The 20766-nt window shown below is 74.4% G+C and carries 18 protein-coding genes; 12 read left to right on the top strand and 6 right to left on the bottom strand.

All coding sequences use genetic code 11. The features are described from left to right. The first annotated feature begins 281 nt into the window (after positions 1–281). Complete coding sequence (locus tag VGH76_RS21785) at positions 282–932, top strand: GntR family transcriptional regulator (RefSeq protein ID WP_331558816.1); 651 nt, start codon at positions 282–284, stop codon at positions 930–932. A 196-nt stretch (positions 933–1128) separates the two neighbouring features. Here VGH76_RS21785 and VGH76_RS21780 read toward each other — a convergent pair whose 3' ends face one another. Continuing rightward, on the bottom strand, positions 1129–2097 hold the full coding sequence (locus VGH76_RS21780) for a patatin-like phospholipase family protein (RefSeq protein WP_331558815.1): 969 nt from the start codon (positions 2095–2097) through the stop codon (positions 1129–1131). A 472-nt stretch (positions 2098–2569) separates the two neighbouring features. Beyond that, on the bottom strand, positions 2570–4285 hold the full coding sequence (locus VGH76_RS21775; RefSeq protein ID WP_331558814.1) for a metallophosphoesterase: 1716 nt from the start codon (positions 4283–4285) through the stop codon (positions 2570–2572). 97 nt (positions 4286–4382) lie between these two features. Between VGH76_RS21775 and VGH76_RS21770 the strand changes: the two genes are divergently transcribed. The 5 genes from VGH76_RS21770 to VGH76_RS21750 all read left to right on the top strand — a co-directional run bounded on the left by VGH76_RS21770 (position 4383) and on the right by VGH76_RS21750 (position 11387). After that, complete coding sequence (locus tag VGH76_RS21770; RefSeq protein ID WP_331558813.1) at positions 4383–6035, top strand: CocE/NonD family hydrolase; 1653 nt, start codon at positions 4383–4385, stop codon at positions 6033–6035. A gap of 340 nt (positions 6036–6375) precedes the next feature. Beyond that, positions 6376–7329 (top strand): alpha/beta hydrolase, encoded by a 954-nt coding sequence (locus VGH76_RS21765; RefSeq protein WP_331558812.1) that lies wholly within the window; start codon positions 6376–6378, stop codon positions 7327–7329. A gap of 138 nt (positions 7330–7467) precedes the next feature. Beyond that, positions 7468–8322, top strand: coding sequence for a SigB/SigF/SigG family RNA polymerase sigma factor (locus VGH76_RS21760; protein WP_331558811.1), 855 nt, complete (start codon positions 7468–7470; stop codon positions 8320–8322). Positions 8323–8595: 273 nt separating this feature from the next. Continuing rightward, positions 8596–10245 carry an APC family permease gene (locus VGH76_RS21755; protein WP_331558810.1) on the top strand — a complete coding sequence of 550 codons (1650 nt, stop codon included), beginning with the start codon at positions 8596–8598 and terminating at the stop codon, positions 10243–10245. 176 nt (positions 10246–10421) lie between these two features. Then, complete coding sequence (locus VGH76_RS21750; RefSeq protein WP_331558809.1) at positions 10422–11387, top strand: hypothetical protein; 966 nt, start codon at positions 10422–10424, stop codon at positions 11385–11387. A gap of 219 nt (positions 11388–11606) precedes the next feature. Here the strand turns inward: VGH76_RS21750 and VGH76_RS21745 are convergent, their stop codons facing one another. Together VGH76_RS21745 and VGH76_RS21740 are read right to left on the bottom strand one after the other, a co-directional pair. Then, positions 11607–12683 carry a lipase gene (locus VGH76_RS21745; protein ID WP_331558808.1) on the bottom strand — a complete coding sequence of 359 codons (1077 nt, stop codon included), beginning with the start codon at positions 12681–12683 and terminating at the stop codon, positions 11607–11609. A gap of 48 nt (positions 12684–12731) precedes the next feature. Next, the gene (locus tag VGH76_RS21740; RefSeq protein WP_414637782.1) at positions 12732–13568 is read right to left on the bottom strand and encodes an IclR family transcriptional regulator; all 837 of its coding nucleotides are present in this window, start codon (positions 13566–13568) and stop codon (positions 12732–12734) included. 226 nt (positions 13569–13794) lie between these two features. Here VGH76_RS21740 and pcaH point away from each other — a divergent pair, with 226 nt between their 5' ends. The 3 genes from pcaH to VGH76_RS21725 are packed head-to-tail and all read left to right on the top strand — an operon-like array spanning position 13795 to position 16318. After that, positions 13795–14505: a protocatechuate 3,4-dioxygenase subunit beta gene (gene pcaH / locus VGH76_RS21735; RefSeq protein ID WP_414637781.1), complete on the top strand. Its 711-nt coding sequence runs from the start codon at positions 13795–13797 to the stop codon at positions 14503–14505. Beyond that, the gene (gene pcaG, locus VGH76_RS21730; RefSeq protein WP_331558807.1) at positions 14505–15131 is read left to right on the top strand and encodes a protocatechuate 3,4-dioxygenase subunit alpha; all 627 of its coding nucleotides are present in this window, start codon (positions 14505–14507) and stop codon (positions 15129–15131) included. Before pcaH ends, pcaG begins: the two co-directional genes overlap by 1 nt. Beyond that, on the top strand, positions 15128–16318 hold the full coding sequence (locus tag VGH76_RS21725; RefSeq protein ID WP_331558806.1) for a 4-hydroxybenzoate 3-monooxygenase: 1191 nt from the start codon (positions 15128–15130) through the stop codon (positions 16316–16318). The genes pcaG and VGH76_RS21725 overlap by 4 nt, the downstream gene beginning before the upstream one ends. A 7-nt stretch (positions 16319–16325) precedes the next feature. Here the strand turns inward: VGH76_RS21725 and VGH76_RS21720 are convergent, their stop codons facing one another. Continuing rightward, positions 16326–16808: an Lrp/AsnC family transcriptional regulator gene (locus tag VGH76_RS21720; protein ID WP_331558805.1), complete on the bottom strand. Its 483-nt coding sequence runs from the start codon at positions 16806–16808 to the stop codon at positions 16326–16328. Positions 16809–16888: 80 nt separating this feature from the next. Here VGH76_RS21720 and VGH76_RS21715 point away from each other — a divergent pair, with 80 nt between their 5' ends. From VGH76_RS21715 to VGH76_RS21705, 3 genes are all read left to right on the top strand, one after another. Beyond that, positions 16889–17851, top strand: coding sequence for a DMT family transporter (locus VGH76_RS21715; RefSeq protein WP_331558804.1), 963 nt, complete (start codon positions 16889–16891; stop codon positions 17849–17851). A gap of 73 nt (positions 17852–17924) precedes the next feature. Next, positions 17925–18797, top strand: coding sequence for a p-hydroxycinnamoyl CoA hydratase/lyase (locus VGH76_RS21710; protein ID WP_331558803.1), 873 nt, complete (start codon positions 17925–17927; stop codon positions 18795–18797). Between the two features lie 3 nt (positions 18798–18800). Then, positions 18801–20264, top strand: a complete 1464-nt coding sequence (locus VGH76_RS21705; RefSeq protein WP_331558802.1) for a long-chain fatty acid--CoA ligase — start codon at positions 18801–18803, stop codon at positions 20262–20264. Positions 20265–20277: 13 nt separating this feature from the next. Here VGH76_RS21705 and VGH76_RS21700 read toward each other — a convergent pair whose 3' ends face one another. Beyond that, positions 20278–20739 (bottom strand): MarR family transcriptional regulator, encoded by a 462-nt coding sequence (locus tag VGH76_RS21700; RefSeq protein WP_331558801.1) that lies wholly within the window; start codon positions 20737–20739, stop codon positions 20278–20280. Between the last annotated feature and the right edge of the window lie 27 nt (positions 20740–20766).

Below are 20766 nucleotides of genomic sequence, written 5' to 3'. Positions count from 1 at the left end.
AGAGCAACTGCGCGGCCGCTGAGATCGTGCTGAGCCCCGACGAGTGGAGCGCGCTGGGCGAGGCCTCCGAGCGCTTCACGCCGGTGCGGGGGCTGTCCGCGGCGGTCGGCGTCGCGAGGGCGCTCGCGCCCCTGTGAACGAACGTGGTCGTCCCGACGACCACATCCGTTCACGTGCGCGGCAGCCGCGTCCTCCTCGCCCCCGGCGACGCATGCATACAAGATGCATCAATGCGGTGAGAGTAGGGTCGCCGCGACTGGGTCGGCAAGAGTGAGGACACGGTGGGCGGAGGACTGTCGGCCAAGGAGCGGGCGTACCGGCACACGAAGGCCGGCATCCTCGACGGCAGCCTGCCGGGCGGCGACCTCATCAGCGAGGGCCAGGTGGCCGAGGCACTGGAGATGAGCCGCACGCCGGTGCGCGAGGCGTTCCTGCGCCTGGAGGCCGAGGGGCTGCTCCGGCTGTTCCCCAAGCGGGGTGCGCTCGTCGTGGCCGTCTCGCCCGTCGAGGTGGAGGCCGTGCTCGAGGCCCGGGAGCTCGTCGAGGGCCACGCGGTCGCCAAGCTGTGCGCGGCGAGCCCGGCCGATCGCGAGGGCGTCGTGGGGCGGCTGCGCGAGGAGCTCGCGGTGCAGCGGGCGGCGTTCGCGGCGGGGGACGAGACCGGGTTCGCCGAGGGCGACCGCCGGTTCCACACCGTGCTCGTGGAGAGCGCCCGCAACCCCATCCTCGACGAGCTCTACAGCTCGCTGCGCGACCGTCAGCTGCGCATGAACCTCGGGTCGATGCTCGGTCGGGGTCCGACCCGCGCCGAGGCGATCCTCGCCCAGCACGAGGCGATCCTCGACGCGCTCGGCCCCGATGCCGCGGTCGAGGCGCAGGCCCGCCTGGTCGAGCACCTCTCCTCGACGCGCACGGCGGTGCTCGGCCGGTAGCCGGGGGCCGTGGGGCCGCCTTGTGGTGGTGAAGCCCCACGACAGGGCGGGCGTGAGTGGCGCCGTCCTCGCATCTGACGCCAGCATCGTGCCGTTGCTGCCGTGGGGAGGAGCGGCCGGCCGACGAGTGAGCGGCGCCGTCCTGGCGTCAGATGCCAGCGTCGTGCCGTTGCTGCCACCTGGAGAGCACGAGGCCTCAGCCCAACGCCGGCTCCACCAGGGCCCGCAGCGCGTCGCACCCGGTCTCGACGCCCCGGCGCAGGGTGTCGGGGTCGGTCTCGAGCGGGTTGATCGTGTTCGCGCCGTCCGGCGGGCGGACCTCGAGCAGGTGCGGGGGCTCGTCGACCCCCTCGTCCCCGGAGATCGCGCTCGCCTTGGCCAGCCACTCGTCGTCGGCGCGACGGTTCTCGAGGCGGCGCCCGAGCACGTGCACCAGCCCGGGTACGCGCGCCTCGCCGAGCCGCGCCACCAGGGCCTTCTCCAGCCGGGTGGCGTCGATCGCCTCCTGGTCGGCGCGGCGGGTGCGCAGCATGAGCACGTGGGTCGCGCCCTGGTCGAGCGCGGTGTGGAACGGCAGCGGCTCGGCCACCGCGGCGTCGACGAGGCGCCGGCCGTCGATCTCGAGGGGGAGACCCGCGAGCACCGGGACGTTCGCCGACGCCTGCAGGGCCCGCTTGAGCGACTCGTCGTCCCTGATGCTGTCGTGCAGGTCCACCGCCTGGCCGGTGTCGACGTCGGTGGCCACCGGGTGCAGCGGCACCTCGGCGGAGACGATGTCGGACCACCGGACCGGGATGACCTTCTCCCCGACGGTGTGGATGAGGTACTCGACGTCGACCACCGGACGCCCGCGCAGCCCGCGGGTCGGCTTGGTGACCCGCTCCATCAACCCGGGGCGCCACCACCCGGCACAGCACTCCTCGGCCTGCTCCGCGATGAGCCAGCTGCCCGCCAGCGCGCCCGCCGAGGCGCCGTAGACGGCGTCGAAGCAGCGGCTCAGGCCGAGCCGTTCGAGGCCGAGCACCATCCCGGAGGAGTAGGTGGCCCGGCTGCCGCCGCCCTCGATCGCGAGGACGACGCGGTGGGGGTCGGACCGGTCACGGGGACCGGAGCCCTCCGCCCGGCGGGCGGCGAGCACCTCGAGGACGCGGTGGAGCCGGGGCACGGGGGCATCCTCGCGGGAGACGCCCGCTCGGGCGACACCGAGGTGGGTCCCGGACGACGCCGCGGCGGGCCCGCCCGGCCCCCGCGGGCGGACCGCGACCGCCGCCGGAAATGCGCGGTCCGGATCGGACGTGTGCCACCACGCGTTTTTCGGGCATTCGCGCGGACCTCACCGCGATCACGCGAATCCCCACCGGGTCGTGGTCGCGGCGACCGGCGTCATCGCCCCGCACCAGGGGGGTCTCCGCGGCGAGGACGCCAGGTCCGAGAAGTGCCGCGTCACATCGAGGTGACGCGGAGGTCGGTGGTGCGGCGATTCCGTCGATGCGCGGGCAATCCGTCGTCGGGAGTTCCGGGAATGCGTCGGAGGCATGTCCCGGACGCCGTCGCCGATCGAGAGCGGCCGGAGGGCACCGGCCCCGGAGTTCCGGCGGTCGGTGCCCTCCGGTCCTCCCCGGCGGGTGACCGACGACTCACCCCTGGCGGGCGCGACGCTCCAGGACGACCCGGTCGATCTCCTGGCCGGTGTCGGTGATCGTGCGCAGCGTCATCGTCGTCGGCTGCCCCGGCCCGGCCGGTGGGACGACGTCGACGGTCAGGTAGGCGTAGTCGAGGTAGCGCGCCTGCGACCAGTCCACGGCGTCCGGGATCTTCGTCTTCGCCCCGGTGGCCTGGAAGCTCACCACGTTCACCCCACTGTCGGGGCCGGTGTTGCCGCGGTAGCGGTCGGTCTCGGTCGGCTGCCAGGCGTAGCGCGGCCGCCCGCCCGACCCGACGCACACGTACGTCGTGCCGTCGGTGTCCGGGCGGACCGTGGCGCCGTCGCGGGCCTGCACCGTGGAGCGGCCCCGGCGGATCGGGTTCGACCGCTCGTACTGGTGGTTGTGGCCCTGGATCGCGAGGTCGACCGAGAACTCGTCGAACAGCGGCGCGACCGCCGCGCGCACCCCGGCGTCGGAGCCGTGCGTGGACGACGTCGCGAACGCGCAGTGGTGGAAGAACGCGACGACGAAGTCGACACCGGGGTCGGCGCGCAGGTCGGTGAGCGTCTGGCGCAGCCACGCCGCCTGGGAACCGCCCGAGTACCCGGCGTTGGTGGGGATCTCCATCGACAGGTCGTTGGCGTCCACGCTGACGATCCCGACGTTGCCGTAGCGCATCGAGTACACGGTCGGGCAGGCGCCCGGGCCGTTGCGGGGCAGGTCGAGGCGCGCGGCGTGCCCGCCGTACCCGTGGGAGGCGCCCCGCGTGGTGTTGTCGTCGTAGAGCGCCTCCATGTCGTGGTTGCCCGTCGCGAACATCCACGGCGTCGACGCGGAACTGCGCTCGATCAGCCCGAAGTAGGTGGTCCACACCGTCGGGTCGAAGCTGTCGAACCCGGTGGGCGAGGTCGAGGTCCCCGTGCTCCTGACCGCCTGCCCGTTCCCCGAGGGGTCGGCGTAGCAGATGTCGCCGGCGAGCAGGTGGAAGGCGGGCCGGGTCGCGGCGATCCGGTCGACCATGGACGTGGACGGCGTCATCGTCCGGCGGGTGTCGTCGGGCTTGAAGTACTGGTCGGTGAACCCGGACAGCCCGCTCGGCGGCACCGTGTCGACGCCCTGGTCGGCGAACGCGGTGAAGCTCCAGGGCCCGGTGACGGTGCGCGGCGCGGTCCGGAAGGAGGCGGTCCCGGTGGTCGTGCCGTCGGGCATGCGGAAGCGGTAGGAGTAGCTCTGGCCCGGCGACAGCCCGGCCGCGGCCGCGTGCACGAAGTACTGGTCGCTCGCACGGATCGACCCGTCGGCCTGCGGGACCTGCGAGACGAGGTGGCGCACCTCCACCGGGATGCGCATGCCGAAGTTCCCGTCCTGCCCCAGGTCGACGACCATCGCGCCCGACGGCGGCGGGCCGGTGAGCTCGCCCGCCATCGCCATCGAGGTCATCGGGTCGTTGCCGAACGACAGGTGGCGCCCGACGACGGTGACCGGCGACGCGGCCGCGTTCGCGCACGCGGCGAGCGTCCACGGTGCGGACGCGAGCCCGAGGGCGGCGACGACGCCGGAGCCCTGGCGCAGCGCGGTGCGGCGGCTCACCGGGTGGCGCCGCAGGAAGCCGGCCACCCAGTCGTGCTGCTCGGCGACGGTCATGTACTCGGCGGCCTCGGCCGGCACGCCGACGTCGGGGGCCTCGCCACGGAGGGTGCGCGTCACGGAGCGCAGCGTCACCCGGCCGTGGCGGTGCCGCGACCGGCGATCGGCGAACTCGGGGTGAACACCGGGCACCCCCGGCCCGCGTCATGATGGAGCGATGAGCCCGGTCTCCCGCCTGCTGCGCCGGGCCACCGGCCTGCCCGCCCCGCGCAGCCCCCGCGTCCGCGTCGTCCGGGACGTGGCGGTACCGATGCCCGACGGCGTGGTGCTGCGGCACGACCGCCACGTGCCGGCGGGGGTCACGCGCGGGCCGGTCGTGCTCGTGCGCAGCCCCTACGGCCGGGCCGGGTGGATCGGCGCGTTCTTCGGGCGGCTCGTGGCCGAGCGCGGGCGTCAGGTCGTCGTCCAGTCGGTCCGCGGCACCCGCGACTCCGAGGGGGAGCTCTCGCCGTTCGACGAGGCGGACGACGGTGTCGCGACGCTGCGCTGGGTCACCGCGCAGCCCTGGTGCGACGGGCGCGTGGTCACCCTCGGGCCCAGCTACCTCGGGATCACGCAGTGGGCGCTCGCCGGGGACGCCGGCGACGCGCTGCGCGCCATGGGCACGATGGTCACGGCCTCGCAGTTCCGCGACCAGACCTACCCGGGCGGCACGTTCTCCCTCGACAACGGGCTCTCGTGGGCGTCGATGATGCGCCACCCGCGGCTGTCCGAACGCCTCGTGGAGGCCGTGCGCCACCGAGTCGAGGCGGGCTTCGCCGCCGTGCCGCTGGCGACCGCCGACACCGTCGCCGCGGGCGGGCCGATCGACTTCTTCCAGGACTGGCTGCGCGAGCAGGCCCTGGACTCCGCGTACTGGGCCAAGCGCTCCTATGCCGACCGGGTGGCCGAGGTGGCCCGCCACGGGGTGGCGGTGAGCATGACCGGCGGCTGGCAGGACATCTTCCTGCCCTGGCAGCTGCAGGACCACGCCGCGCTCCGCGCTGCCGGCGCCCGCCCGGTGCTGCGCATCGGCCCGTGGGTCCACACGACGCCCGCCGGCACGGCGGCCGGGCTGCGCGACGCGCTGGCCCTGTTCGACCGCGCCCTCGACGGCGTCACCGGTCCCGACGAGGAGTTGCCGGTCCACCTCGAGCTCTCCGGCGACGGCGGCCGGCGCCGCCTGCCGGACTGGCCGCCCGCGCACGTCACCGAGCGGACCGTCTACCTGCGCACCGACCACGGCCTCGGCGAGGAGGCCCCGACGGTTCCCGACCGCGGCGGGGCGCACTGGGCGGGCACCCGGTTCACCTACGACCCGCACGACCCGACCCCCGCGGTCGGCGGCGCGATCCTCACCGGCCGCTCCGGGTCGCGGGACCAGAGCGCCCTCGAGGACCGCTCCGACGTCATCGTGTTCACCGGCCCGGTGCTCTCCCGCGACCTCGTCGCCCTCGGGCCGGTCCGGGCGACGGTGCACGTCCGCGCCGAGGTGGAGCACCTGGACGTCTTCGTCCGCGTGTGTGACGTCGACGAGACCGGGCGCTCGGTCAACGTGACCGACGGGATCCGGCGGATCACCCCCACCGAGCCCGGCCCGTCCGACGACGGGACCGTGGCCGTCGGGATCGAGCTCTGGCCGGTCGGGCACCGGTTCGCAGCAGGCCACCGCCTGCGGGTCCAGGTCTCCGGGGGCGCGCACCCGCGTTTCGCCCGTCACCCCGGTACCGGCGCCGCGCTCGGCGAGGCCGAGGTGCTGGTCGCCCGGGAGCGGGAGATCCTCCACGACGCGGCCCACCCGTCCCACGTGGTGCTCCCGGTCGAGCCCTGACCGCCGGGCGGGCGAGGCGCCGGCCGCCGTCGGGAAACCGCGTCACGATCCCGCGACGGCGACGTGGGCCACACATGACCGCCGAGTACAGTCTCCCGGGCCGCCGACACGGTCGGCGGGACGCTCCCGGGCCCCTCCCCCCGGGCGTCCGGAGCGTCGAGCGGACCGGTCGTCCCCCCGGCCGGTCCGCTCCCCCGACACACCACGCGATCCGCGTGCGGCTCCCCGCCCGCTCCCCGACGAGGGGGAGCGTCGCGCGTCACCCTGTGACGCCCCCGACCGGCAGTCCGTCCCGGCGACCCGGTGAGCCGCCACCCCGACGGGCACCCGGAGGTTCGTGATGGACACCGCCCTTCGCGGGACCCGCCGCGCCGGACGGCGGGAACGCCCGGTGCCCGGCGTCGTCGGTGACGACGGCGTCCCCCTCGACGTCGCGATCCGCGGCACCCGCGGCCCGACCGTGGTCTTCTGCCACGGCTTCACCGTCGACTCGCAGTTCTGGGCCCCGCAGGTCGCCGCGCTCGAGGGCCACGCCCGCGTCGTGACGTGGGACCAGCGCGGCCACGGCCGGTCCGGTTGGGGCGAGACCTCCCACGGCACCGTCGACCAGACCGGCCGAGACCTCGCCGCCGTGATCGACGCCGTCGCCCCGTCCTCGCCGGTCGTGCTCGTCGGGCACTCCATGGGCGGCATGAGCATCCTGGCGCTGGCCCGGCAACGGCCCGAGTGGTTCGGCACCCGCATCGTCGGCGCGTTCCTCGTCGCCACCTCGGCGGGCGAGCTCGTCCGGGAGGGTCCGCTCGGGCTCGCCCACGACGCGGCGCGGCGGCTCGGCGTCCTGCCCGCCGTCCTGTCCGGGGCGCGGATGGCCGCGCCGTTGGCCGACCTGCTGCCGTGGCGCGCCTCCCGGCTGGGCCGCTGGGCGATCCGCCGCCTGTTGTTCACCGCCGACGCGACCGAGGACGAGGTCCGCGACGCCCAGGCGGTGAGCGAGCGGTTGCCGCTGCCCGTGGGCCAGGCGTTCGGCGCCTCGCTGCTCGACCACGACGAGTCCGGCGCGCTGCCGGTGCTGGCGCGCATCCCGGTCGTCGTCGTCATCGCCACCCGCGACCGGCTCACCCCCGCCGAGCACGGGCGCCGGATCCTCGACGCGATCGGGCCCTCGGCCCGCCTGGTCGAGGTCCCCGACGCCGCCCATGCGGTGACCGTCACCCACCACGAGGTCGTCGACGACGCGCTGGTGGAGCTGGTCCGCGGGGTTCGCCCCGGCCGGATGACCGGACGCGGCGCCTGACCAGGAGAGTTGCGCCGAACGGGCCACGGCTGACAATCTCGCGGACGCTCTTGTTCTCCGGTTGAGCCCCCAGCCGCGACGACACGGCTCGCGAGGACCGCTCGGACAGTTCCGGCGCGGTGTCTGGGGTTACGGCTCATGACGAAGACCGGATCGGCACCCCCGGACACCGCCGAGACCACGGCCGACCGTGATCCCGGGAGCGAGGACTTCGCCGCCCTCGTCCCGCTCTTCGTCGAGCACGCCGCGTGCGGCGCGGACGACCCGCGCCGGGGAGAGCTGCGCGACCGGCTCGTCGTCTCCTACCTGCCGGTGGCGCGGAACATCGCGCGGCGCTTCGCGCGGCGCGGCGAGCCGACCGAGGACCTCGAGCAGGTCGCCACGGTGGGGCTCATGCACGCCGTCGACCGGTTCGACCCCGGACGGGAGCGCGACTTCCTCTCGTACGCGGTCCCGACGATCATGGGTGAGGTCCGGCGCTACTTCCGCGACTCGGCATGGTCGGTGCGGACGCCCCGCAGCGTCAAGGACCGCTACCTCGCCGTCGGCACCGCGACCTCGGCGCTCTCGCAACGGCTCGGGCGGGCGCCGACCGTGCCCGAGATCGCGACACACCTCGGGCTCACCCGCGAGGAGGTGGCCGAGGCGGTGGCGGCCCACGGGTCGTACCACCCGGCCTCGCTCGACGAGACCCTCGGCGAGGGCGACGATTCCTCGCTGGCGAACATCCTCGGCTCCGTCGACCCCGAGTTCGACCGCGTCGAGGTCCGGTCCCTGGTCCGCTCGCTGGTGGCGAGCCTGCCGCCGCGGGAGCGCACGATGCTGGCCCTGCGGTTCGTCCACGAGCAGACCCAGGCCGAGATCGCCTCGGTGCTCTGCATCTCCCAGATGCACGTCTCGCGACTGCTGACCCGGACATTGGCGCAGCTGCGCAGCCAGGTGGAGGCCCAGGTGCGCGCGGACGAGGGAGACGGCCCGCCGGTCGCTGTCTGAGGTCACCTCCTGACACTGGGTGCTGGGGTCGCGCGCGTCTGCCCACCCGGATGGTGGGGCGAACCCCGACGTCGACACCTCGACGTGACGGTCTGGTTACGACGCGCCGGATTCGTGGGCGATTGTCGACCACTTCGTGCCGGTGGTCGTGTTCCGGTGGAATGTCCGGCTCGCGCGCACGCCGACTGGTGCGCACCATTCCGCGGATCGAGTGCGCTCGGCCGTGGCCGCGCGCGCCCGCCGCCTGGCCACCGCTCGCGATCCGGGAGACCTATGTCCACCACCGCCGAAGGGCCCACGCTCACCACGGGCACCGGGCTGCGCCGCACCGTCGGGTTCAGCGCGCTGATGTTCATCTCGCTCGGCTCGATCATCGGGTCGGGCTGGTTGCTCGGCGCGCTCACGGCCGCGAAGTCGGCTGGTGGCGCGTCGATCCTGTCCTGGGTGCTCGCCGGCGTCATCGTCATCCTGCTGGCGCTCGTCCACGCCGAGCTCGGCTCCACCTATCCCGTGGCCGGCGGCACGGCGCGGTACCCGCGCCTGGCGTTCGGCTCGATCGCGGGGTTCGCGGCCGGCTGGGTCGGCTGGATCCAGGCGGTCGCGATCGCGCCGATCGAGGTCGAGGCGGCGCTGTCCTACCTCGACCACATCTTCCACGGCTTCGTCGACGACAACGGCAACCTCACGGGCTTCGGCTTCGTGATCGCGGCGCTGCTCATGGTGCTGTTCACCGGGATCAACCTGCTCGGCGTCGCGTGGCTGGCCGAGACGAACCGCATCACCGTGCTCTGGAAGATCGCGATCCCGGTGCTCACGGTGATCGTGCTGATCTCCGTCACATTCCACGGCTCGAACTTCACCGCCGGCGGCGGGTTCGCCCCCTACGGTGCGCACGGTGTCTTCGCGGCGCTGCCGCTGGGTGTGGTGTTCGCGCTGCAGGGCTTCGAGCAGGCGGCGCAGATGGGCGGCGAGGCCCGCAACCCGCAGCGTGACATGCCGCGGGCGCTCATCGGTGCCGTCGCCCTCGGGGTGATCATCTACCTGGCGCTCGAGGTGGCGTTCATCGGCGCGCTCGACCCGGCCAACCTCGTCGGCGGCTGGGCCAACCCGATCGGGAAGGGCGACTTCGGGCCCTACGTGACGATCGCGGGTGCGCTAGGGCTGACCTGGCTGTCGATCCTGCTCTACGTCGACGCCTTCATCTCGCCGGCCGGGACCGGGCTGGTCTACGTCGCGACCTCGGCGCGCCTGTCCTACGCGCTGAGCCAGTCCGGCTTCGCGCCGAAGGGTCTCTCGAAGATCTCCAAGCGGGGTATCCCCTGGGTCTCGACCGCGGTGGCCTTCGTCGTCGGGATCATCGCGTTCCTGCCGTTCCCGAGCTGGCAGTCGCTGGTCTCGCTGGTCACCTCGGCGACGGTGATCATGTACGGGTTCGCCCCGCTGACGCTCGCCGCGCTGCGCCGGGCCGACCCCGACCGGCGTCGGCCGTACCGGATGCCGGCCGCCCCCGTCATCGCACCGCTGTCGTTCATCGCCGCGAACGAGATCATCTACTGGTCGGGCTGGACGACGCTCTGGAAGCTCTACGTCGCGATCGTCATCGGTTTCGTGCTCTTCGCGATCTACCGCGCGGTGCAGAGCTCGCGCCACGCCGTCCCGGCCGTTGCCAAGGACCTCCAGCTGCGCGCCCTCGGCTGGATCGTGCCCTGGCTGGTCGGCATCGGCGTGATCTCGGCGCTCGGGCAGTACGACGCCTGGGTCACGGTCATCCCGGAGTGGTGGGACCTGATCCTCGTCGCGGTGTGGTCGCTCGTCATCTACTACCTGGCCGAGCGCATGGTGATGCCGCGCGAGATGGTGGCCGCGCAGGTCGAGCAGGAGGCCGCGGACGCGGCCGCCGAGCCGGAGGAGCTGCACGGGTAGTCCGTTCGGCGCCCCCCGACGGGCGGGTAGGTGGTCCGGGTGACCACTGCCCGCCCGTCGTCGTCTCCGGCCTCCCGCGCCAGCTGCACTGCTCGCCGAGGACGTCGACGCGCTGACCGACCCGCCGCGGGCGCGGGCGGTGGGCTGAGCCGCCCACGGCACGGCAGGATGCCGTCGTGGCGCAGGACGACGACGCAGGCGGGGCCCCGGATGTCGAGGCTCCCGACCTCGAGGAGGCAGCCGACGAGCTGTACGGCCTGCACCCCGACCAGTTCGTCCCGCGCCGGACCGAGCTGGTGAAGGCCGCGCGCGCCGCGAAGGATCGGGAGACCGCGAACGCGATCGGCGCGCTGCGCAAGCCGTCGCTCGGGGCGTGGCTGGCCAACGTGCTCGCGCGCGAGTCCCCGGACGAGGTGGCGGCGCTCGAGGAGCTCGGTGCCTCGTTGCGGACCGCGCAGGAGGAGCTGTCGGGGGACGCGCTGCGGACCCTGACGCGGCAGCGGCGGGAGCTGGTGGGGGCGCTCGTCGCGCGGGCGCGGCGGCTGGCGCGGCAGGACGGGGTCGGGGTCGGGGACTCGGTCGCGCGCGACCTCGAGAACACGATCGCCGCAGCCCTCGCCGACGACGGGGCGGCGCGCGCGTTCGCGGCCGGGCGCCTGACGACGGCGCTGGAGCCCGGCGTCGGGTTCACCGGCGGCGTGGAGCCGTCGCGCTCGGGGCGGCGCCCGCCGCCACGCGGTGGAGGGACGGCGACCCGACGGCCGCCGCCGCGCCGCGAGTCGCCCCCGGAGCCGGAGGAGGACACCGGCGAGGAGGACGAGCGGGCCGCCGAGGAGGAGCGGCGCCGGGCCCGGGAGGCCGCCGAGCGCGCCGTCGAGCGGGCGCGCGAGGAGCGCGACGACGCCGACCGTGCGCTCGAGCGGGCCCGCTCACGGGCGGAGCAGGCCGGCACCGACCTCGAGGAGGCCGACGAGACCGTCAGCGGGCTGCGCGAACGGCTCGAGCGCGCCGAGGCGGACCAGGAACGGGCCCGCGAGCAGCACGACGCGGCGAAGCAGGCCCGCGAGGAGGCCGAGACGGCCGCCGACGAGGCCCGCCGGGCACTCGACCAGGCCGAGGCGGAGCGCGCCGACCTCGAGTGATCCCCGGACTCGGCGCGCGCCGGGCGCCCGGCAGCACGGACCGCGCAATCCGCGCTAGACAGATGATCATGTCGACGGCACCGGGCGATCGGGTCCCCTCGGCATGATCATCTGCCTACGCAGATCTGTACCGACCTCGAAGGATCGCCTGTCCCGGCGCGACGCAGCGGCTTTCCTGCCACTGGATGCAAGCAACGCCGCTCCGCTGGCATCTGCGGCTCAGCCCCGCGCGGTCGAGCCCTGGGCGTACGGCTTGAGCGGCGGCTCGGCGAGCACGTGCGGGTAGGTCGCGACCTGGAGGGCGACGCCCGCCGTGTAGGTCGCGAGGTGCTCCGGGAACGTGGCCGGGTCGACCCCGGGCTGGAGCAGCTGGGTGCACACGGCCCGGTCGATGCGCGCCGCCGAGCCCGGTCCGTCGTGGTCGAGCGCGTCGATCACGAGCGCGTAGGCCACCGGGTCGAACGAGCCCATGGACAGGTGGTCGGCGACGTGGCCGGGGCAGACGTCGAAGGTCGAGATGTTGGCGCGGCGCCCCGCGCCCGTGGTCAGCGCCGAGCTCGGGGCCGGTCCGAGGTTCGGCACGACGACCTCGTCGGTCGGGGTGAACATCTGGGTGTAGTCGATGCCGGCGAAGGTCTCGGGTCCGGCGTTGAGCGCCGTCGTGAAGTGCGAGAACGACTGCTGCTGCCAGAAGGCCGGCGCGCAGCCGGCGGCCGCGCAGGCCGGGTAGGCGTCGAGGGTGCCGTGGTTCGAGGGGTCGATCCCGATGACGTCGCCGACGTCCGCGCGGGTGTCCGGCCAGTACTTCAGTGCCCAGCGCCCGATCATGCCGCCCTGGGAGAAGCCGACCACCGCGACGTCCTTCCCGCTGCGCTCCCGCACCGCGCGGATCGCGTTCACGACGTACTCGGCCCCGACCTGGATGTCGCTCATCTCGTGGTTCGGCAGCTCGACCGAGCAGTACGGCCGGCCGGCCGCGGTGAAGGCGCGGAAGTAGTTCCAGGAGAAGTTCTCCTGCGGGGTCAGCGTCGTCCCGGCGATGAACAGCGCGACCGGCCGCGACGCGTCCGTCGTCCCCGGACCGCACGTCAGGGCCGCGTCGAGGATGGCCTGCGGGACGTCGAACGCCGGACCGGAGCCACCGGAGCCGCCCCAGGCCGGGAGCGACGCCGAGGCGGCGGTCCCCCCGACGACGAGCGCCGTCGCCGTCGCGAGCGCGACCACCGCGGCGCGGACCGCCCAGGCCGCCCCGCCGCCGACCGTTCCGGTGCCGCCCCGCCCCGTGATCCATCGCACGCAACCCGAACGACCGTCCGGACCAACGGGTGCGGGCGGACCGTCGGCTCAGCGACCTCCGCCGTCGGCGCGGGGCACCGCGTCGCTGCGCAGCGCGGTCGGGGCGCCGAGGGCCCGGGAGATGCCGCGCGCCGCGGCGCGGACCGCGGGCACCAGCGTGCGCGGTTCGATCCCGCCGCCCTCGGAGGGCGAGGGCACGACGACCGACAGGGCGGCGACGACGGCGTCGTCCTCCCCACGCACCGGGGCGGCCACCGAGAGCGCCGCGAGGTCGATCATGCCGTCGCACACCGCCACGCCGTCGCGCCGGACGCCCGCGAGCACCCGGCGCAGCGCCGCGGGGTCGGTGACCGTCCTGGGGGTGAACGCGGGGAGCCGCTCGGCGAGCACGGACTCCTGCACCACCGGGGGCGCGTGCGCGAGCAGCACCTGCCCGACGGCGGTGGGGTGCAGCGGCCAGCGCCCCCCGACCCGGGAGTACACCCGCACCGCCTCCGGGTGGGCGAGCCGCTCGACGTAGACGATCTCGTGGCCGTCGCGTACCGCGAGCTGGACGTTCTGGCGGACCGCCTCGTAGAGGTCCTCGAGGAACGGCATGGCGCGCTCGCGCAGGCCGACGCTGCGCGGGGCGAGCGAGCCGACCTCCCAGAGGCGCAGCCCGACGCGGTAGGCGCCGTCGGGACCGCGCTCGAGCGCGCCCCACGAGGTCAGCTCGCCGACCAGGCGGTGCGCCGTGGACACCGGCAGCCCGGCGGCCCGGGCGATCTCGGTGAGGGTGAGCGCCCGGTGGTCGCCGTCGAACGCCTCGAGGATCGAGAAGACCCGCCCGGTCACGCTCGGCGCGCGGCGCCCCTCGGAGGAGCTCAGCCCGCTGCCCTCGGGCAGTCCGCGGCGTGCGCGCCCGCGGGGTCGCGGCGTCCGGGGGTCGGGGCCCGGCTCGGCATCGGTCGTCGACGACACGCCGGGCTCCTTTGCTTCCGGTGAACGGAAGCCAGCCTCTCGCACGCCCGGAATCCCCGCCACTCTGGGCGCCGTGAGCCCGTCACCCGCCGATCCGCCCGCGGAGCGCCCCGCGCGTGAGGTCACCGAGCAGGACCGCATCGTCGAGGAGATCCGGGCGGCCGCCGGCCTGCCCGCGCTGCGCGGCGGACACCCGGACCGCGCCTTCGGGCCCTACCGGTCCACCGCGCTGCGCTCGCCGTCGCAGCCGCTCGTGATCGCCCCGCCGAGCCTGACCGAGCGGTTCGCGCCGGTCTTCGGCGTGGTCGACGTCGCGGCGCTCGACCACGACCTCACCCGCCAGCACGTCGGGGACCCGCTCGGCGAGCGCATCGTCGTCACCGGGCGGGTCTGCGACGGCGAGGGGCGGCCGGTGCGGAACCAGCTCGTGGAGGTCTGGCAGGCCAACGCCTCCGGCCGGTACCGGCACGAGGGCGACCAGCACCCGGCCCCGCTGGACCCCAACTTCACCGGCGGCGGGCGCTGCCTGACCGACGACGAGGGGCGCTACCGCTTCGTGACGATCAAGCCCGGCGCGTACCCGTGGCGCAACCACACCAACGCCTGGCGGCCCGCCCACATTCACTTCTCGGTGTTCGGCACGGCCTTCACCCAGCGCATGGTCACCCAGATGTACTTCCCGGGCGACCCGCTCTTCGCGCTCGACCCGATCTTCTCCTCGATCACCGACGAGAAGGCCCAGCAGCGCCTGATCGCCCGCTACGACCACGACACCACCGTCGAGGAGTGGGCCCTGGGCTACCAGTGGGACATCGTCCTCGACGGGCCCGCCGCCACCCCCGAGGACCCGGACGACCAGTGATGAGCGAACTGTCCGCCTTCCCCGCGGCCTCGCCGGCCGAGCCGACGCCGTCCCAGACCGTCGGCCCGTTCTTCGCCTTCGGCCTGCCGTTCTCCGGTGGGGCCGACGTGGTCCCGCCCGGCACCCCGGGCGCGATCAGCGTTCACGGCACCGTGCGCGACGGGGCCGGGGCGCCCGTCCCCGACGCGCTGCTCGAGTTCTGGCAGACCGGGCCGGACGGGCGGCTCCCGTCCCGCCCCGGGTCGGTGCACCGCGACGGCCGCAGCTTCACCGGCTTCGCCCGCGTGCCCACCGACCGCGCCGGGGACTACGCGGTCCGGACGCTGCGCCCGGCGGCGCCCGCGGGCTCGGTGGACGCCCCGCACATCGCGGTGACGGTGTTCGCCCGCGGCCTGCTGCACCACCTGTTCACCCGGATCTACTTCCCGAACCACACCGAGGCGAACGCCGCCGACCCGCTGCTGGCGTCGCTGGACGACGACCGCCGCGTGACGCTCATGGCCGTGCCCGACGGTTCGGTCACCGGCCCTGGCTACCGCTTCGACGTGCGCCTGCAGGGGCCGGGGGAGACGGTGTTCCTGGATCTGATCGCCGGCAGTGACGACAGTGACGGGAGGGCCGGGTGACGGGCGAGCGGACGCAGGTGGCCATCGTCGGGGGTGGCCCGGCGGGCCTGCTGCTCTCGCACCTGCTGCGGGCGCGCGGGATCGACTCGGTGGTGCTCGAGGCGCGGCCCCGGGACCGCGTCGAGACCCGGCAGCGCGCGGGCATCCTGGAGCACGGCACCGTCGACGTGCTGCGCGAGGTCGGCGCGGCCGACCGGATGGACCGGCAGGGGCTGCCCCACGACGGGTTCGAGCTGCGCTTCGAGGGCCGCAGCGTGCGTGTCGACATGGCCGAGCTGACCGGGCGCAACGTCATGATCTGGGCGCAGACCGAGATCACGAAGGACCTCATCGCGCTGCGGCTCGACCAGGGCGAGCCGCTGTTCTTCGAGGCCGTGGTGATCGCCGTGGACGACGTCGACACCGACTCGCCGCGGGTGCGCTACCGCTACGAGGGCGCCGAGCGCGAGCTGCGGGCCGACGTCGTCGTGGGCGCCGACGGCTTCCACGGCGTCTCCCGCTCGGCGATCCCGGCGTCGGTGGTGCGGACCCACGAGCGGGTCTACCCGTACTCGTGGCTGGGGATCCTCGCCGACGTCGCGCCGTCGTCGGAGGAGCTGATCTACGCGCGGGGGTCGAGCGGGTTCGCGCTGGGCTCGATGCGCTCGCCGTCGGTGACCCGGGCCTACATCCAGGTGCCCAACGGGACCGACGCGTCGTCGTGGTCGGACGACGCGATCTGGGACGAGCTCGAGGCGCGCTTCGCGCTCGAGGACGGCTCGTTCACGCTGGCCCGCGGGCCGGTCACCGACAAGTCGGTCACCGCGATGCGCAGCTTCGTCGGCGAGCCGATGCGCCACGGGCGGCTCTTCCTCGCCGGCGACGCGGCCCACATCGTCCCGCCCACCGGCGCCAAGGGGCTCAACCTCGCCGTCGCCGACGTCCGCGTGCTCGCCGAGGCGCTGGGGGAGTGGTACTCGACCAAGGACGAGACGCTCCTGGACGCCTACTCGCAGACCGCGCTGCGCCGCGTCTGGAGGGCGTCGCACTTCTCCTGGACGATGACGACGATGCTGCACCGCGACCCCGACGGCGACCCCTTCGAGGAGCAGCTGGCGCTCTCGCACCTGCGGCTGATCGAGGCGTCGGAGAGCGAGCGGCGCACGATCGCGGAGAACTACCGGGGGCTGACGCTGCACGGGGTGTAGCGCCCGGTCACATCGCCGAGAAGCGGTCCACCAGGGCCGAGGTCGCGACCATCGTCGTGAACCGCGCGACGCCCGGGACCTGGGCGAGGGTGCGGCGCAGCAGGACGTCGAGGGCGTGCACGTCGGCGACGTCGACGCGCAGCAGGTAGTCCACGTCGCCGGTGACGTGGTGGCAACTCACCAGCCCGTCGAGGTCGACGATCCAGCGCTCGAAGCGCCCCACGGTCTCGGAGGTGTGGTCGACGAGCACCACCGAGAGGTGGACGACGAGGGAGCGGCCGATCGCGTCCGGGTCGAGGACCGCGCGGTAGCCCCGGATGACCCCGTCGGTCTCCAGCCGCCGCAGCCGCCGCTGCGCCGACGACGGGGAGATCGACACCGAATCGGCGAGGTCGGCCAGGCTGGAGCGGCCGTGGTCGACGAGGTGGGCGAGGATCGCGCGGTCGATCGAGTCCAGCTGGGTGGATCGTTGCGCGGTCGGCGTTGTCATGGGTGGATCGTGCACCACGGCGGGCGTCGCCGTCCGAGGTCGCCCGGCATCACCCACCCTCGCGGGCGCACGCTGGACGCATGACGAGGAAGGTGGCCCTGCTGGCGATGGTGATCGCCGGGGCGGGGTGGGGAGCGGTGTTCGTGGCGCCCGGACTGGCGCCGCTCGCCCCCGCGCTGCTGCTGGCGACGGGACGGTTCGTGGCGTTCGGGGCGGTGTCGCTGCCCCAGGTGAGACGGGTGCTGCGCGCGGACGTCCCGTGGGGCCGCGTGATCGCGCACGCGCTGACCGGCTCGGTCCTCTACTACGCCATGGTCGCCCTGTCGGTGCGCCTGGCCGGCCCGACCGTCGCCGTCGCGACCATCGGCCTCGTCCCGGTGGTGATGGCGTTGGTGTCGGCGCGGGGGAGACGGAGCGGAGCGGAGCTCGACCATCGGGACGGCACCGGGCGGATCGCCGGCCTCGTCCCGGCCCTCGGGCTCGTGGGTGTCGGCCAGGTGCTGCTGCACGTCGGCCCCGGCCAGGACTGGTCGCTCTCGGCGCTCGCCGGGCTGGGCCTCGCCGTCCTCGCGCTGGTCTCCTGGTCCTGGTACGGCCTGGACTCCCACAAGCTGCTCCACGACCGGCCCGACCTCGCTCCGGTGCTCGCGGGCGCCCAGGGCCTCGCCGCCGGCGTCCTCGCGCTGCCGGCGGCCGTCGCGCTCGTGCTGATCGAGGGCGTGCCGGCCCAGCCGCTGCGCGCCCTCGCCGTCGTGCTGTTCCTGGGCCTGGTGTCGTCGTGGCTCGCGGTGCGGCTCTGGCACACCGCGGCCGGGTACCTCTCGCCGGTGCTGGTCAGCCAGCTCATGGCGCTGGAGACGGCGTGGGGTTTCGTGTTCGCCGCGATCGCCGAGGGCGGGCTGCCCGGCCCGCTCGCGCTGACGGGCGAGGTCGCGATCCTCGGTGGCGTGACCCTCGCGGTGCTCGTCGACGCCCGGCGGACCCGGATCGTGGCGCGCTCGGCCGCACCCCTCCCGGAGCGACCGGCACTCTCGCGCACGTAGAAGCAGCGAACGCGCCGTTCGCTCCTCCGTCGGGGTCTCGATGACGATCAGGTTTCCTGTTAGTTTGACGACCATGGGTGCGCCGCCGGAGTTCGAGACCGTCAGCATCGAGATCGGTGGGGCGGACGGGGCGGAGGCAGGGATCGGCTGGCTCTTCTTCGACCGGCCGGACAAGCGCAACGCGATGAACCCGACGCTGAACCGGGAGATGATCGCCGCGCTCGAGTGGCTGGAGGCCGCCGACGAGGTCCGGGTGGTCGTCCTCACCGGGCGCGGCGAGGCCTGGTCGGCCGGGATGGACCTGCAGGAGTACTTCCGCGAGGTGGACGACGCGCCGCCGCACGTCGAGATCCGCGCGCGGCGCGACTCCGCCGACTGGCAGTGGCGCCGGCTCATCCACTTCCCGAAGCCGACCATCGCGATGGTCAACGGCTGGTGCTTCGGCGGCGCGTTCACCCCGCTCGTGTGCTGCGACCTCGCGATCGCGGCCGAGGACGCCTCGTTCGGCCTCTCCGAGGTCAACTGGGGCATCCCGCCGGGTGGCCTGGTCAGCCGCGCGCTCACCGAGACGATCTCCGCGCGCGACGCCCAGTGGTACGTCATGACCGGGGAGCGCTTCGACGGGCGGCAGGCCTCCGCGATGCGGCTGGTCAACGAGGCCGTGCCGGGGGAGGACCTGCGTGCGCGCACCGTCGAGGTGGCGGGCAGGCTGGCCGGCATGAACACCCACGTGCTGCGGGCCGCCAAGGTCGGGGTGAAGCAGGTCCGGCAGATGTCATGGGACACCGCTGAGGACTACCTCTACGCCAAGCTCGACGCCGCCACCGGGCACGACCCGGAGCACGGCAAGCAGCAGGGGCTCACGCAGTTCCTCGACGACAAGACCTTCCGCCCGGGTCTGCGCGCCTACGACAGGTCCGGCTCCGCCGGGGATGAGCGCGGCTGAGCCGTGACGCCGCCGCCCGGCCTCGGCACCTGGACCGCCCGGCGCGCCCGCACCACCCCGGAGCGGACGGCGCTCGTGCACGGCGCCCGCCGCGTCACCTACGCCGAGCTCGACGACCGCGTCCGGGCGTTCGCGGCCGGGCTGGCCGGGCTCGGCGTCGGGCGGGGCGACCGCGTGGCGTACCTGGGGCCGAACCACCCGGCCTTCGTCGAGACCCTCTTCGCGACGACGGCGCTCGGCGCGGTGTTCGTCCCGCTCAACGCCCGGCTCGCCCCGGAGGAGCACGCGTTCGCGCTCGGCGACACCGGGGCCCGGGTCCTCGTGCACGCCCCGGGCCATGTCGGCGACGGACCACCGCTGACACGGCTCGAGGTCGGCGGCGGCCTCGACGAGCTGGTCACCGGCACCGCGGACCGTCGGGACCCGGTGGACGTCGACCCCGACGACACCGCGGTCCTGCTCTACACCTCCGGCACCACCGGGCGGCCCAAGGCCGCCCGGCTCTCGCACGCCAACCTCACCTGGAACGCGCTCAACGTCGTCGTGGACGTCGACCTGGCCCGCGACGAGGTCTGCCTGCTCTCCGCACCGCTCTTCCACGCCGCGTCGCTCGGCATGACCTGCCTGCCGGTGCTGCTCAAGGGCGGCACGCTGGTGCTGGAGGAGGCGTTCGACGTCGAGCGCACCCTCGACCTCGTCCCGGCCGAGGGCGTCACGATCATGTTCGGGGTCCCGACGATGTTCGCGGCGCTCGCCCGCTCACCGCGCTTCGGGGCCACCGATCTGTCCTCCGTGCGCTACCTGCTCTGCGGCGGCGCCCCGGTTCCGCCGTCGTTGCTGGAGACCTTCGCCGCGCGGGGTCTGACGTTCCTGCAGGGCTACGGCATGACCGAGGCCGCGCCGGGGGTCCTGCTGCTCGACCGGGAGCACGCCGTCGAGAAGACCGGCACCGCCGGGCGCCCGCACTTCTTCTCCGACGTCCGCCTCGACGACCGCGGCGAGATCCTGGTGCGGGGCCCGAACGTCGTGGACGGCTACTGGCAGCGGCCGCGGGAGAGCGCCGAGGCGTTCGACGACGACGGGTGGTTCCGCTCGGGCGACGTCGCGACCGTCGACGGCGACGGCTTCCACCGCATCGTCGACCGGGTCAAGGACCTCTACATCTCCGGCGGGGAGAACGTCTCACCGGCCGAGGTCGAGGGGGTGCTCGCCGGCCACCCGGACGTCGTCGACGCGGCCGTGATCGGGGTCCCGGACGAGCGCTGGGGCGAGACCGGGCACGCGTGGGTGGTGCTCGCTCCCGGGGCGACGGCGACCCCGGCGGACGTCCTCGCGTTCCTCGACGGCCGGCTCGCCCGGTTCAAGCACCCGCGCGCCGTGGAGGTCGTGGACACCCTGCCGCGCAACCCGACCGGCAAGCTCGACAAGGGTGCGCTCCGCGCCCGTGAGCACTTTCCGGGGTCATAGCCCCGGAAAGTGCTCACGAGGCGGAGCCACCCAGGGCCGACCGCGCCCGGTTGAGGTAGTCCCGGAAGCGCTCCCGGTCGGCGTCGTCGAACCCTTCGAGCATCCGCGTCTCCAGCCCGCTGACGGGGTCGTCGAACCGGGCGAGCAACGCGTGCCCGTCGGCGGTGAGGCTGATGAGCAGCTGGCGGCGGTTGTCGGGGTTGCGGCGGCGCGCGATGAACCCGCCCCGCTCGAGCGAGTTCACGAGGTCGGCCATCGCCTGCGGGGTGACGAAGGAGTTGCGGGCGAGCTCGGCGGAGGTCAGCCCCTCGCGGCGCGCCAGCACGGTGAGCGCGGTGTACTGCAGCGCGGTGACCCCGGAGTCGCGGAGCAGGTCGTCGAGGTGGGCCCGCACGATGAGCTCGACCTGCTTGACCGCGTAGAGCAGGGACGGGCGTGGGCGCTGCCGCGACACGGCGGGGGACCCCTGGCTCACCCGGGGGATCCTCCCACGTCCCCGATC

The sequence above is a fragment of the Actinomycetospora sp. genome (genome assembly GCF_036497585.1).
Classification (GTDB): domain Bacteria; phylum Actinomycetota; class Actinomycetes; order Mycobacteriales; family Pseudonocardiaceae; genus Actinomycetospora.
The sequence above is the reverse complement of the archived record's forward strand: the minus strand, read 5'-3'. Positions and strand labels throughout refer to the sequence as shown.